The sequence below is a fragment of the Chryseobacterium cupriresistens genome, assembly GCF_046614675.1.
In the GTDB taxonomy this organism is placed as follows: domain Bacteria; phylum Bacteroidota; class Bacteroidia; order Flavobacteriales; family Weeksellaceae; genus Chryseobacterium; species Chryseobacterium cupriresistens.
Genome location: NZ_JBKKJT010000003.1, coordinates 46,844 through 61,885, shown reverse-complemented (window position 1 = coordinate 61,885; position 15,042 = coordinate 46,844). Strand labels below are relative to the sequence as shown.

Genomic DNA, 15,042 nt, shown 5'->3' with positions numbered 1-15,042 from the left:
CAAACTCGTTATCATTCAAAACATAGCATAAAATTATTACAAATCGCTTAAAAATCTTAAATTTGCATCTTATCAAAAATTTGATATTTAAAAAAGCAAAAGCAATACTATGACATCACAAGAGATACGTCAAAAATTTTTAGATTATTTTAAAAGTAAGGAGCACTTAATCGTTCCTTCAGCTCCTATTGTGCTGAAAGACGACCCTACCCTTATGTTTTCCAACTCCGGAATGACGCAGTTCAAGGATTTTTTCCTTGGCTACAAAACCCCTACCGCCCCTAGAATTGCCGATACACAGAAGTGTCTGAGAGTTTCAGGGAAACACAATGACCTGGATGATGTAGGTAGAGATACTTACCATCACACTATGTTTGAGATGTTAGGAAACTGGTCTTTCGGGGATTACTTCAAAAAAGAGGCTATTGCTTTTGCCTGGGAATTACTGACTGAAGTATACGGAATTCCAAAAGAAAATTTATACGTAACGATTTTTGAAGGGGATGCTTCAGAAAATCTGGACAGAGACCAGGATGCATATGACTTCTGGAAATCTCACATTTCAGAGGATAGAATCATCAACGGAAATAAAAAAGATAACTTCTGGGAAATGGGTGAAAGCGGACCGTGCGGACCGTGTTCAGAAATCCATATTGACCTGAGAACTCCTGAAGAAAAAGCAGCAGTTCCGGGAATTTCGCTTGTGAATCAGGACCACCCGCAGGTTGTGGAAGTATGGAACCTGGTTTTCATGGAATTCAACAGAAAGGCTGATAAATCTTTAGAGAAGCTTCCTGCTCAGCACGTAGATACGGGAATGGGCTTTGAGCGTCTTTGTATGGCGCTTCAAGGGAAGTCTTCCAACTATGATACGGATGTTTTCACTCCGCTTATTGCTAAAGTTGAGGAACTTTCAGGTAAAAAATATACCGGAATTTTACAAGACGAAAAGGATATTGCGATCCGTGTTGTGGTAGACCACATCAGAGCAGTTTCCTTTGCTATTGCAGACGGACAATTACCTTCCAACGGAGGTGCGGGGTATGTTATCAGAAGAATTTTAAGAAGAGGAATTTCTTATTCTTACCGATTCCTGGATATGAAAGAGCCTTTCCTTTACAAACTGGTAGCTGTACTGCAGGAGCAGATGGGAACTTTCTTCCCGGAAATCGAAAAACAGGGAAAACTTGTTGCTGAAGTGATCAAAAGTGAAGAAGATTCTTTCTTAAAAACTATTGAAAACGGTCTGATCAGAGTAGAAAAACTGATCCAGCAGACTATTGCCAATAATCAGAAGGTATTACCAAGTGAAGAAGTTTTTGAACTGTATGATACTTATGGTTTCCCTGATGACTTAACAAGAATTATTGCTGAGGAAAAAGGATTAACAATTGATGAAGCTGGTTTCAAAGCTGAAATGGAGAAACAGAAGCTTCGTTCAAAAGCTGATTCTGCCCAGAAAGTTTACGACTGGGTCACTTTGGAGGAAAGAGATGAAAACTTTGTAGGATATGATCAGATTGAATCCGAAACCTATATTACAAGATACAGAAAGGTAGAAAATAAAGACGGAGAATTTTACCAGGTGGTATTAAGCAGCTCTCCTTTCTATCCTGAAGGAGGTGGACAGGTTGGAGACAAAGGTGTTCTTGAAAATGCGGTTGAAAGCTTTGAAGTATTGGAGACTAAGAAGGAAAACGGATTGATTATTTCGTTGATCAATGGTCTTCCAAAAGATGCCGGTGCTGTTTTCTATGCTAAAGTAAACGCTTCCGAAAGAAAAAATTCTCAGGCCAACCACTCTGTAACTCACCTTCTGCACGAGGCTTTAAGAGAGGTGTTAGGAACTCACGTAGAACAGAAAGGTTCTTATGTTGGTCCTGATTATCTTCGTTTCGACTTCTCTCATTTCAACAAAATGACAGAAGAAGAATTAGCACTTATTGAACAAAAAGTAAATAAAAAGATCAAAGAAAGTATTGCTTTACAGGAATTCAGAAATATTCCGATTCAGGAAGCTCTGGATAAAGGAGCAATGGCTTTATTTGGTGAAAAATATGGTGACAGTGTGAGAATGATCCAGTTTGGAAGTTCAAAAGAACTTTGCGGAGGAACTCACGTAAAAAATACCAGCGAAATCGGGCACTTTAAAATCACTTCCGAAGGCTCTGCTGCTGCGGGAATCAGAAGGATTGAGGCTATTTCGGGAGACAAATCTGAAGAGTATTTCAACAATCTTGAAAAACAGATCACTGAACTTTCTCAGTTATTAAAGTCTAAAGATGTGGTAAGATCAATCGAAAAACTGATCGAAGAAAATACTTCATTGAAGGCTGAAGTAGATGCTCTTAAAAAGGAAAAAGCAAAAGGAGAAATCGGAGAATGGAAGAATTCATATGAGCAGAAAGGCAATAAACAGCTTTTAGTAAAGAAAACTTCTCTGGATGCAGGTTCTGTAAAAGACATCGTTTTCCAACTGAAGAGAGAAATCCCGTCTTCGGTAACGATTATTCTTTCTGATGCAGACGGAAAACCAATGATTACCGTTGGAGTTTCTGATGATCTGGCTGCGGATTACCAGGCTGGAGCTATCGTAAAAGACCTTGCTAAAGAAATCCAAGGTGGTGGTGGTGGAAACCCAGGTTTCGCTACTGCTGGTGGTAAAAACCTTGAAGGGTTAGAAAACGCTTACCAAAAAGCTTTGAATATTTAAAATAGAAACCTCTATTATAATTTTTACTCCGGCTGTCTCAATTTTGAGACAGCCGGAGTTGTTTTACCATTATATTCTTAACGCAAAGTTTTTCGTATAGCACTTCGTATTGAAGGGAGCAATGAAGGGAATCAACTTCATTGATTCTGACGAAGCGTGTGTAGTATTCTTACTTCTTGCAGATGAAAAAGCTTTTGCGTACTCTGCGCTATACCATACTATTCTTTATTCCTAAGATTTCATCACAGTCTTTTTTATTTATACCCGTTCTAATTATTGATCTTATCTTAACAAACCATTACTTAATCTTAAACTATTTGTTTTATCTTTTTAAAACTCAGTTAATACAAGACCTTTAGTTTTGCCATAATCGAAATTCAAAAAATGTAATTATGAAAATTAACAAAACTATTGGAGCGCTGGTCTTTGCTTCTCTTGTATTTCAAGGCTGCAATGATGACAACGGTAACTCGGACGCTCCTGTCAATGATAAAATCAAACTTGAAAACTTTTCTAAAGAACCCGCTTTCGTATATGGAATGAAAGGTTTTGAAAATTTAAATATAACCACCCTTATTTCCAGTTCCGATGTGCTTCCGGGTTCACCGGATTTCGTTTTCGGAGGACAGCCGGACGGAATGGGACTTATGAAAGATCCAAACTCTGACGGTTACCTGATGATTACCAACCATGAGATCAAGCAATCGGTATCAAGAGTCTATTTAGACAAAACTTTTAAGCCTGTAAAAGGAGAATACATCTTAAACGGAACCGGAGGAATGACAAGATTATGTTCCGCTACGTTGGCAACCCCTGAAATTCATGGTTTCAGTGCATTCCTTACCGCAGGAGAATCAGGTGAAGAAAGTATGGTACATGCTTTAAACCCTTTGGCACCCGTGTCTCAGGCAACTGATAAAACAAGGGTAAAACCGGCATTAGGAAAGGCTTCTATGGAAAATGCGGTTCCGCTTCCTAAAGATGTTTCTAACGGAAAAACCTATATCATTATTGGTGAAGACCAGTCTTATTCTTCTTCTCACCAGTCTGCAGGACAGCTGATCATGTATGTAGCCGATACACAGGGAGATCTTGATAACGGTAAATTGTATTCTTTAAAAAGAACCAACAGCAACTATACGGAAACAGATATGACGAAAGGAAGCAGCTATGATGTAGAATTCGTGGAAATTCCGAACGCTAAAAACCTTACCGGAGCTCAGATCAACCAGAAAAATATTGACAATAATGCGATCCGCTTTTCAAGAGTGGAAGATGTAGATTACAGAAAAGGAGCAGGAAAAGGAAGAGAAATCTACTTTACTGCTACCGGAGAATCTTCCGACGGGATCACTCCCAAAGCCGGATTAACCATGTGGGGAAGAGTTTACAAGCTTGTTCTGAATGCCAATAATATGCTGACAGGAAAACTGGAAGTGGTGGCTGAAGGAGACTCTAATCCGGGAAATAATCTGATCAATCCTGACAACTTATGTGTAACTGAAAACTTTGTATACATCCAGGAAGACGGAGATTCTTATTACAAAAATGCAAAACACGATTCTTATATCTGGCAGCTGAATATTGCCACCAAACAATACAAACCATGGCTGAACATGAGGCACAACAGAGGTGACTCTGCATGGCAGACTGCTTACAACCAATCCGGAGACCTTCAGAAATTCGGTTCATGGGAATTCGGGGCAATGGTTGATATTTCAGACATCATCGGAATTCCGAATACCTTCTCTGTGAATATTCACTCTCATACCTGGCAGCTGGATAAATTCAAAAATCCTGACGGTTCCGGAATCAACGCCAACAAAGAAGGCGGACAGATTGTTATTATCAGAAACGTAGAAAAATAGTTTTAATTCCTTCATATCAAATTCAATTAAAGTATCAATAGAAAACCTCTGTTGATACTTTTTCATACTTATGAGTAAACTTTCAAAATACCCGATACTCCTTTTCTTATACTGTGCAGCAGCACTTTTTACGCTTTACCATTGCAAAAATGATAAGCAGCAGCCCGTATACGAAGATCTTGGTTCTGTAAAAAACAGGATCATCAAAACCAATGCTGATTTTGAAAAACAGATCAATGAACTGAAGGCTCTTGTTGCTAAAGATGCTGATGAAAAACTTCTTCAGGAGAAATTCCAGGATATCCGAAAAACCTACAAAAAAATGGAATGGGCTGTAGAATACTTCCTTCCCCACTCTGCAAGGTTTATCAATGGCCCGGCCCTTCCCGAAATAGAAATGGATGAACATACTGAAATAGAACCTGAAGGCTTACAGGTGCTGGAAGAGATGTTCTACTCTTACGAAAAAGCGAATAAAGAAGAAGTAATCCGGATGCTTAATAAACTCATCAATAAAAGCAATACCATTGATACCAACTTTCAGGTCATCACCATCAGTAAAGACCAGGTTTTTGATGCATTAAGACAGGAGACTTTCAGAATTTCCAGCCTGGGAATTTCAGGTTTTGACACTCCGGTTTCGGGAACATTTTTACAGGAAATGCCCTCTTCTCTGCAAGGAATAAAAGAAACTTTGGAACAGATCTCCACTGATCGTTCGAAAAATAAAGCCTTAAAAAGTATCGTGGCAGAGATCAGTTCAACCATTACCGTACTGAAGAAAAATACAGACAAAAACACATTTGATTACGTGAATTTCATTCCGGATCATCTGAATAGAATCACAACTTTGATGCTTGATTTTAAAAAGCAGGAGAACATTCCCGATGTTGACGTAACGACCGCTTTAAACAAAAATGCAGCTACTTTTTTCAGTAAAAATGCTTTTAATCCTAATGCCTTTATTCCGGGAAAAGAATATGCCTACTCTGAAGAAAAAGCTGCTCTTGGGCACCAACTCTTTAATGATAAAATTTTGTCGAATAATAACAACCGGAGCTGTGCCACCTGTCATATTCCTGAGAAAGCTTTTACAGACGGACTGAGCAAAGCAATGTCCCTTGAAAATTCGGAACTGGCAAGAAATACCCCTTCGCTCAATTATGCAGGCTATCAGCATGGACAGTTCTGGGATATGAGAAAGGATGACCTGGAAGGACAAAGCTCTGATGTAATCTCCAATAAAGAAGAAATGCACGGTGATCTGAATGTTATTCTTGCCAAAATCAATCAGGATAAAAACTATAAGGCCGCATTTAAAAAGATCTATCATTCACAAAAAACCGAGGTCTGGCAGCTTCAGAATGTATTGGCGAGCTATATCCGCTCTCTGGCAAAATTCAATTCTGATTTTGATGAATATATGAGAGGAAATAAATCAGCGATGACAGACAATCAAAAGCGCGGTTTCAATCTTTTTGTGGGAAAAGCCCAATGTGCCATCTGTCATTTCCTTCCCTTATTTAATGGAACGGTTCCTCCGAATTTCAAAAAAACTGAACAGGAAGTCCTGGGAACAGCAATGAACGGAGAAAATAAAACATTTGACACAGATCCGGGACGGGGAAAATTCCATGAGACAGTTTCTTCCCTGCAGCATTCCTTTAAAACACCCACACTTAGAAATATTAACAAAACAGCTCCTTATATGCACAACGGCGGGTATAAAACCCTGAAAGAAGTGATGAATTTCTATAACAAAGGCGGAGGAAAAGCTTTTGGATTTAAACTGGAAAATCAGACACTTTCCGACGCACCGTTACAGCTTACCGACAAAGAAGTTGATGATATTATTGAGTTTATGAAAGCGCTGGACGATCAATAAACGATTCTAAAACACAAATAAACAAAAAAAACTCCTGAATATGAACTGTCCGGGAGTTTTTTTATTTAGAAATTCAGGTAAAACACAGAAAGGCTATGCGGCTCATTTCTTTGTTTGATTTTACCTTTGGAAAGTCCATGAAAACATTAGATTAAATCAATGTTATACTCTGTTAAAAACTTTTTTACAACAATAAATATCATTATTTTTGACGTAGTTTTTTTACATGAAAAGGGGTTTACTGTTATTATTTTTCCTGATCTGCTTTTTGGGGTATTCGCAATCAAAAATTAAGGTTGTGGATGACGCCAGCCAAAAGCCTGTCTATAAAGCAAAGGTATCCTGTGACAATGCAGTTATCGGATATACGAATGAACAAGGTATTCTGGAGTTTAAAACAGGATGTAAAAATATTGATATTGATGCAGATTCTTATCAGAGAGAAAGTATCACAGTTGAGAGCAGCATGGAAGTTTCCCTGCTTAAAAAAACATCACAGACAACCAACATTGAAGCGGTTGTTATTGAAGACAAAAGTGATCCCAGGGCTCTGGAAATTCTTAAAAAAGTCAATAAATTATTCAAAGAAAACTCACCCAAAAGTTTAGGATCCTATTCTTACAAATCCTACGAAAAAATCTCTCTGGATATTGATGAGGACAGTCTTTCTCAGTTTAATCAGTATTTTAATGATTTAAACATTTTCAAGAAAAAAAGAGAAAAAGACTCGCTGAATAATATCAACGCAAGAAAAATATTTTCAAAAAGTAAACTCTTCCTTTGGGAAAGAGCTCAGGAGTTTTTGTACTCCAAAAAGTATGGTGAAAAGATCAATATTCTGGACAACAGAATCTCCGGTCTGAAGCAGCCTATTTACGAAATGATTGCGCTCCAGCAAAGTAACAGGGATGTTGTTCCCGAACAGATAAAACCCGAAAACAGAGGGCTGTACAGATTCTTTCTTTCAGATACCGTTACCCTTGACGGAAGGAAAAACTTTGTGATCCGCTTCCGTGAGGTAAATTACAAAAAGCCGGACAGAAAACGAAAGTATAACGGTGCTATTTATGTAGATACCGAAACGTACGGAATCAAAAAAATTGAGAATTTCAGTAAAAATAAAAACGAAGGAATTATTACCAGTACCTGGGTATTCTACAATAATAAATGGTTCCTTGCTCATGAAAAAGCCAAGCTTAAAATGGGTAAAATGGCCATGGATGACAAAGTGCATGCCGATGATAAGAAAGACAAAAAAAGCTTCGGGACCTATGCTTTCCTTACCTCAAAGTATTTTGATTTCGAATCTCCTATTGAAGAAGATCCAAAGGATTTTAAAGGCTATACTTTCTCGGTAAAAAATATTGACGGCCAATCTCTGGACCGCTACAGGACAGATCCCCTTACCGAAAGGGAACAAAATACCTATAAAACCATCGACAGTTTAGGTAAAAAATATAAAATCGACAGCAAAGCACAGATTTTATCAGGTTTACTGAACGGACAGATCAGAGTCGGTTCTGTAGATTTTGCTGTGGATGAAATTGTCAATTATAACTCCTATGAAGGTTTCAGATTAGGTTTAAAAGCCAAGCTGAATGAAAATTTCAACCCTTATTTTTCACCGGACTACTATTTTGCATATGGTGTGAAAGACCGAAAATGGAAGTACGGAATGGGGCTTGATATGAAAACCACACTGGAAAAGAATTCCTTTTTCAGATTTGAAGTGTATGATGATGTGACAGCATCCGGAGAATTCAACCGAAAAATGTGGAATTTCAAGATGAGAATGATGAACTTCGGGAATAATCTGAATAATGACCGGTATTTCCACTTTAAAGGAATGTCATTATCTTACCTGAACGATGTCACCAACGGACTTACCGTTGCTCTTGCTGTAAGAAGAAATACAGAAGAAGCTGAATTCGATTATCAGTTCAGAGACCGGGGAACATCTTACAGAAACTTCAATACCCTTTTCACCCTGAAATATTCTCCGAATTCTACCAATATTATGACCCCTCAGGGAAAATCTCTGATTGATCAGAAATATCCTGAACTGTATTTTAATTATGAGCAGAGTTACAAAATACTGCAGGGGGATTTTAATTATTCCCGTTTTGATGGTTTGTTTGTTCATAATTTCAAAACACCGATCGGAACTACAGGGTTCCGATTATATGGAGGTCTTGTTCTTGGTGGGGCACCTATCTGGAAAAACTTTACGATGAACGGACTTGCCTCTCCTGGTAAAGATTTCAATTTTAACCTTACATCTTACCTTGGGTTTGCAACACTGGAAGGCGGAAAATACTATAATGACAGGTTCATAGCGTATTATTTTACGCATAAACTTCCATGGTATCTGAAAAGTTTCGGACACAATGTTTCCAGCTTTGATTTTGTCTTACGAGGAACTATCGGAGATATGAAACATCCGGAATACCACCAGTTTAAATTCAGAAAACTGGATCACCTGTATCAGGAAGTCGGTGTGGAATGGAACAATTTCCTTTCCAGCTATTTTAATCTTGGGGTATTCTACAGAGTGGGTTATTATGCAACGCCTCATTTCAAGGAAAACTTCGCCATTCAGTTTAAGCTGAAGTTTCTCGAGTTTTAATACGCTTTACCATACAAAATCTTTATTTTTGAACCAGAATTCAGAAATATTCAACGATACTATATAAAAAGAACATGCAGAAAATCGAAATCAAAGCAGAACAGTTTTTTGAATTATTAAAATTAAAAGACACTCCGATGTGGGAAATTTTCTCACAGATGATCGATGGAAATGAAAAGGAAATTATCTTTTTAGACCATGAAGACAAGATCCTATTTAATTATATTCTACCTTCTACACAGGAAAAACTGGAAGAAGACAGAAAAGAGTTTTCAAAACAGTTTTCAGAGAAATTGGCTAACTTCAATTAAAAGTTCTTATGAATAAAAATTATATTTTTTCTCTGTTAAGCCTTTTCCTGTTTACCCTCGGAAATGCTCAGAACTATAAAAAACCTTTAGTTTCTGCTATCAAAGAATCTGATCTCCGCACCGATATGTACCAGCTTGCTGCAGACCAGTTCTGGGGCCGTGAAGCAGGAACTCTGGATGAATTGAAAGTCTCTATGTGGCTGGCTGACAAAGCTAAAGAAGCCGGAATGAAACCTGCCGGAGATAACGGAACTTTTTTCCAGTTCTTTGATATGTACAGACATCAGGTGATCCCGCAAAGCACCCTGAAAATCGGAGACAAAAGTTTAAAATTATGGAAGGATTTTCTGGTTGCGGAACCTGTAAATGCTTCTGTAGACGCTGAAATTGTATATGCCGGAAACGCAGAGCCTGAAGAGCTTGCGAAATTGAATATCAAAGGAAAAGTTGTTGCAGTAAACGCATCCGACAAAAATATTTCTAAGGATATGACTCTTTTTGTAAGAAGATATCCCGGATTTGTAAGAAATAAATATTACAATAAAGCCGCTGAACTGGGAGCAAAAGCCATTATTTTCATCACCGATGATATTTCCGAGCAAAGCTGGGTAGAAGTACTGCCTCAAATGACAAGAGGAAGCTACGGAGTGGAAGGATTAAGAGAAAAAATCACCAATAATATTCCTGTTGTGTGGATCAAAAGAGAAAATGCCAGCTGGGTAAAAAACAATCCTAAAGCTTCTCTGAACCTGATCACTGAAACTTACAAATACCCTTCAGTCAATATTATCGGAAAAATTGATGGTACAGATCCTGTTCTTAAAAATGAATATGTTCTGTTAAGCGGACACCAGGATCATGACGGGATCAGACATCCTGTAAAGAATGACACGATCTACAACGGTGCTGATGATAACGCCAGTACTTGTGTTGCCATGTTAGCAATGGCCAGAGCTTACAAAAAACAGCCGGGAAAAAGAAGCATCCTTTTTGTTTTCCATGGCGCTGAAGAAAGAGGATTACTGGGTTCAAGATGGCATGCAGCCCATCCTGTTGTTCCGAAAGAAAAAATTGTAGCCGTACTGAATGGTGACATGATCGGGAGAAATGACAATAATGAAGCTGCTTTATTAGGAGGAAATGCTCCTCACAAAAATTCTGAAGAGCTGGTAAAAATGGCCGAAGATGCCAACAATGAAAGTACAAAGTTCAAATACCTTAAAGATTGGGATTCTCCAAGCCATGCTGAGTATTTCTATTTCAGAAGTGATCATCTTCCATATGCTAAAATTGGCATTCCTGCTGTATTCTTTACCAGTGTTCTGCATGATCAGTACCATACCCCGCAGGATGAATCAGAAAATATCAATTACAAAAAGCTGTATAAAATGACGGAATGGATGTACAGAACATCCTGGAAAGTAGCTAATGAAGCTGAACGTCCGAAAGTAATTTCGAATTTTTCGCTTGAAAGATAATTTATAAAAAGAATTATATTTCTTTTGTCTTGAAACAAAAGAAACAAAAATTCAAGACTTAGAAACTTCAGCTAAAAATGAAATCTGTTCTCTAAAAACTCTAAACTCGTGCGGAAACGATCTATGTTTAGAATCATATTTTGTCCCGCACTCAAACAATAGAGTTTTTTTAACGTTCACAGAATTCATTTTCTTAACGCTTCACTTTCTTATGTCATTTGATATTGCCAGAAACATAAAAGCTTCACAAAAATTGTGAAGCTTTTTTTCATCACTGAAGCCATCCTGCTTACTAAATATCGAAGATGTTTTCTTCACTATTCTTAAAAACTTTATTATTCTTAATGGTTCGAAAAATTATTTTTAATCTACTTCTTTTGTCTTGAAACAAAAGAATCAAAAATTCAAGACTCAGAAACTTCAGCTAAAAATGAAATCTGTTCTCTAAAAACTCTAAACTCGTCCGGAAACGATCTATGTTTAGAATCATATTTTGTCCCGCACTCAAACACCAGAGTTTTTTTAACGTTCACAGAATTCATTTTCTTAACGCTTCAGTTTCCTATGTCATTTGATTTTGTCAAAAAACAAAAAAGCTTCACTGATTGTGAAGCTTTTTCATCATTGTGTTTTTAGAATCTGATTTGTGCACGAAATAATTTAATATTGAATATGATTTTAAACCATTAAGAGGAATTTAGATGATAAGGTAAGTTAAGTTTCAAATAAATTTGAATGAAGCACCTTGCTTAATAAATATCGAAAGATATTATCCTTAACTATTCTTAAAAACTTTATTATTCTTAATGGTTTATTTTTTTATTCATTATACTTCTTTTGTCTTGAAACAAAAGAATCAAAAGAATCAAAAATTCAAGACTCAGAAACTTCAGCTAAAAATAAAATCTGTTCTCTAAAAACTCTAAACTCGTGCGGAAACGATCTATGTTTAGAATCATATTTTGTCCCGCACTCAAACAATAGAGTTTTTTTAACGTTCACAGAATTCATTTTCTTAACGCTTCAGTTTCTTATGTCATTTGATATTGCCAGAAACATAAAAGCTTCACAAAAATTGTGAAGCTTTTTTTCATCACTGAAGCCATCCTCCTTACTAAATATCGAAGATGTTTTCTTCACTATTCTTAAAAACTTTATTATTCTTAATGGTTCGAAAAATTATTTTTAATCTACTTCTTTTGTCTTGAAACAAAAGAATCAAAAATTCAAGACTTAGAAACTTCAGCTAAAAATGAAATCTGTTCTCTAAAAACTCTAAACTCGTGCGAAACGATCTATATTGAGAATCATATTTTGTCCCGCACTCAGACACCAGAGTTTTCTTAACGTTCACAGAATTCATTTTCTTAACGCTTCACTTTCTTATGTCGTTTGAAATTGACAGAAACATAAAAGCTTCACTAAAATTGTGAAGCTTTTTTCATCATTGTGTTTTTAGAATCTGATTTGTGTACGAAATAATTTAATATTGAATATAATTTTAAATAAGCAAATTCATCAGTGAAGGATCATTGTTCAGATAGTTGACAAAGAAATCATATTGTTTCATTTTATCAATTAAAGGAGTGAAATCTTTGTTTTGTTTTAAAGCAATTCCTACTACTGCGATTCCCTTTTCTTTTGAATTTTTCTGGGTATATTCAAAATAAGTGATGTCATCATCAGGTCCCAGTACATCCATTACAAAGGTTTTCAATGCTCCGGGACGCTGTGGAAATCTGACAAGGAAATAATGTTTTAGTCCTGCATGAAGCAATGCTTTTTCCTTGATTTCTTCCATCCGGGTAATGTCATTATTGCTTCCGCTGATAATACATACTACGTTTTTACCTTTTATCTCTTCTCTATATTTGTCCAATACTGCTACTGAAAGTGCCCCTGCCGGTTCTACAACAATAGCATCTTTATTATACAAAGACAATATGGTTTCGCAGACAAGCCCTTCATCCACTGTTGCCATATCGTACAGGATATCTTTACAGCGTTCAAATGTAATATCTCCCACTTGCTGTACGGCTGCTCCGTCTACAAAACGGCTGATCTTTTCAAGAAGAACAGGTTTTCCCTTTTCAAGGGCTTTTTTCATGCTTGCTGCTGCGGAGGGCTCTACCCCGATAATCTTTGTTTGCGGAGACAAATGCTGAAATACTGTGCAGATTCCTGCTGCCAGTCCGCCGCCGCCGATCGGTACAAAAAGATACTCAACCACACCTTCTGTCTGTTCCAGAATCTCCAGTGCTGTTGTTGCCTGTCCTTCAATAATCGCCGGATCATCAAAAGGATGGATAAATACGCTGTTATGGTCTTTACAAAACCTCATCGCAGCATCTTTAGATTCATCGAATGTGTCTCCAAATAAAATAACATCAATGTATTCTCCACCGAACATTTTCACCTGTTCAAGCTTTTGCCCGGGAGTTGGCAAAGGCATGAAAATCGTTCCTTTCACCTTCATGGTCTGGCATGCAAATGCAACTCCCTGCGCATGATTTCCGGCACTGGCACACACAACACCTTTTGAAAGTTCTTCCTCAGACATGGTGGCCATCTTGTTATAGGCACCTCTTATTTTATAGGATCTTACCCTTTGAAGATCTTCTCTTTTAAAATAAATATTCGACTCATAAATAGCTGACAGATTGTTATTGACAGCCAAAGGTGTTTTTACCACTACATTTTTTAATCGTTCCTCCGCTTTATAGACATTCTCTAAAACGGAGGAACTTACTCCCTCTTTCATCATCCGTTTATTTACTAATTATTTTCTGGTCTCAGGCTTCGTACTGTTTTTCCGGCCTTCCACATTTCGCTTTCTCTTAGCTCACTAAGTTCAGCTTCCAGTTTTTCACGGTAATCTGGTTTGCTGTTGCTGTCAATGGAACGTTGAGCTTCATTTCCTTTGGCTACATTATCATACAGCTCTTCAAACAAAGGTGAAGTAGCATCTCTGAAACGTTTCCACCAGTCCAAAGCTCCTCTCTGAGCGGTTGTACTGCAGTTAGCATACATCCAGTCCATTCCGTTTTCTGCTACCAATGGCATCAATGACTGAGTCAGTTCTTCTACGGTTTCATTAAAGGCTTCAGAAGGGCTGTGTCCATTTTTTCGCAATACATCATACTGAGCGGCAAATATTCCCTGTACAGCACCCATCAGCGTTCCGCGTTCTCCGGCAAGATCGCTGTATACTTCTTTTTTAAAATCGGTTTCAAAAAGATATCCGCTTCCGATCGCGATACCTAATGCTGTCACTCTTTCTCTTGCTTTTCCTGTAGCATCCTGATATACGGCAAAACTGCTGTTTAAACCTCTGTCCTGCAGAAACATTCTTCTCAATGAAGTTCCTGAGCCTTTCGGAGCTACAAGAAATACATCTACATCAGCTGGAGGAACGATTCCTGTACGCTCGCTGAACGTAATTCCGAAACCATGAGAAAAATACAACGCTTTCCCTGGAGTAAGATGCTGTTTTACTTTCGGCCAGTATTCAATCTGTGCAGCATCACTCAGAAGATAGCAGATAATGGTTCCTTTTTCCAATGCTTCTTCAATTTCAAATAATGTTTCTCCCGGTACAAATCCGTCTGCTATTGCTTTATCCCAAGATTTGGAGTTTTTTCTCTGCCCTACAATCACATTAATTCCGTTGTCTTTCTGGTTTAAAGCCTGCCCAGGCCCCTGTACTCCATATCCAATTACTGCTACAACTTCATCTTTTAATGCTTCCTGAGCTTTTTCCAACGGAAATTCTTCTCTTGTTACTACGTTCTCTTCTACTCCTCCAAAATTCAATTTTGCCATTTTTTTTGATTTTATTTATTATTGATTGTGATGTTTAATTTTTTGCTTTTAGCTTGCATATTCTACTGCTGTCAGGTATGGATTTCTGTGATAATGTACTTCCAGAACGTCTACCTGCTTTTCCATTTGTCTGCTGATCTTCTGAACAGAATCTTCTGTTTCTCTGATAACAATAACAAACTTTTTTACTTTTTCCATTTCTGAAGGACCAACATTAAAGGTCACCATAGAAATTCTTCTTCTCGAAAAAATAGCATTGATGCGGCTGATCAATCCTAAATAATCTTCTGTATACGCTGTAATGGTATATTCTTTATGATCTGTTTTCATCTTTTTTAT

General features: G+C 37.4%; 9 protein-coding genes. 6 read left to right on the top strand and 3 right to left on the bottom strand.

The genetic code is table 11. The features are described 5' to 3' along the window. Positions 1–109 precede the first annotated feature (109 nt). The 6 genes from alaS (at position 110) to ACLI50_RS09240 (ending at position 10,881) form a co-directional block, all read left to right on the top strand. Positions 110–2,713 (top strand): alanine--tRNA ligase, encoded by a 2,604-nt coding sequence (gene alaS, locus ACLI50_RS09265; protein ID WP_411413626.1) that lies wholly within the window; start codon positions 110–112, stop codon positions 2,711–2,713. A gap of 392 nt (positions 2,714–3,105) precedes the next feature. Beyond that, positions 3,106–4,581, top strand: a complete 1,476-nt coding sequence (locus tag ACLI50_RS09260; protein ID WP_411413625.1) for a PhoX family protein — start codon at positions 3,106–3,108, stop codon at positions 4,579–4,581. A 70-nt stretch (positions 4,582–4,651) separates the two neighbouring features. After that, on the top strand, positions 4,652–6,466 hold the full coding sequence (locus ACLI50_RS09255) for a cytochrome-c peroxidase (protein ID WP_411413624.1): 1,815 nt from the start codon (positions 4,652–4,654) through the stop codon (positions 6,464–6,466). A 298-nt stretch (positions 6,467–6,764) separates the two neighbouring features. Further along, positions 6,765–9,092 carry a hypothetical protein gene (locus tag ACLI50_RS09250; protein ID WP_411413623.1) on the top strand — a complete coding sequence of 776 codons (2,328 nt, stop codon included), beginning with the start codon at positions 6,765–6,767 and terminating at the stop codon, positions 9,090–9,092. A gap of 74 nt (positions 9,093–9,166) precedes the next feature. Beyond that, a complete protein-coding gene (locus ACLI50_RS09245; protein ID WP_110009324.1) occupies positions 9,167–9,403 on the top strand; it encodes a hypothetical protein in 237 nt (78 codons plus the stop codon). Between the two features lie 8 nt (positions 9,404–9,411). Then, complete coding sequence (locus ACLI50_RS09240; RefSeq protein WP_411413622.1) at positions 9,412–10,881, top strand: M20/M25/M40 family metallo-hydrolase; 1,470 nt, start codon at positions 9,412–9,414, stop codon at positions 10,879–10,881. A gap of 1,501 nt (positions 10,882–12,382) precedes the next feature. On the opposite strand, the gene ilvA is transcribed toward ACLI50_RS09240, so the two are convergent. Genes ilvA through ACLI50_RS09225 form a run of 3 tightly spaced genes read right to left on the bottom strand, consistent with a single transcriptional unit; the run spans position 12,383 to position 15,033 of the window. Next, positions 12,383–13,645, bottom strand: coding sequence for a threonine ammonia-lyase (ilvA, locus tag ACLI50_RS09235; RefSeq protein ID WP_411413621.1), 1,263 nt, complete (start codon positions 13,643–13,645; stop codon positions 12,383–12,385). An 11-nt stretch (positions 13,646–13,656) separates the two neighbouring features. Then, entirely contained in the window at positions 13,657–14,703 is a 1,047-nt protein-coding gene (ilvC, locus tag ACLI50_RS09230) for a ketol-acid reductoisomerase (protein ID WP_202839520.1), read from the bottom strand. 48 nt (positions 14,704–14,751) lie between these two features. Next, complete coding sequence (locus tag ACLI50_RS09225; RefSeq protein ID WP_110009245.1) at positions 14,752–15,033, bottom strand: ACT domain-containing protein; 282 nt, start codon at positions 15,031–15,033, stop codon at positions 14,752–14,754. Positions 15,034–15,042: the final 9 nt, after the last annotated feature.

Coding starts and splice junctions, on each gene's coding strand:
- alaS (WP_411413626.1), top strand. CDS start 110: ATGACATCACAAGAGATACGTCAAAAATTTTTAGATTATTTTAAAAGT.
- ACLI50_RS09260 (WP_411413625.1), top strand. CDS start 3,106: ATGAAAATTAACAAAACTATTGGAGCGCTGGTCTTTGCTTCTCTTGTA.
- ACLI50_RS09255 (WP_411413624.1), top strand. CDS start 4,652: ATGAGTAAACTTTCAAAATACCCGATACTCCTTTTCTTATACTGTGCA.
- ACLI50_RS09245 (WP_110009324.1), top strand. CDS start 9,167: ATGCAGAAAATCGAAATCAAAGCAGAACAGTTTTTTGAATTATTAAAA.
- ACLI50_RS09240 (WP_411413622.1), top strand. CDS start 9,412: ATGAATAAAAATTATATTTTTTCTCTGTTAAGCCTTTTCCTGTTTACC.
- ilvA (WP_411413621.1), bottom strand. CDS start 13,645: ATGATGAAAGAGGGAGTAAGTTCCTCCGTTTTAGAGAATGTCTATAAA.
- ilvC (WP_202839520.1), bottom strand. CDS start 14,703: ATGGCAAAATTGAATTTTGGAGGAGTAGAAGAGAACGTAGTAACAAGA.
- ACLI50_RS09225 (WP_110009245.1), bottom strand. CDS start 15,033: ATGAAAACAGATCATAAAGAATATACCATTACAGCGTATACAGAAGAT.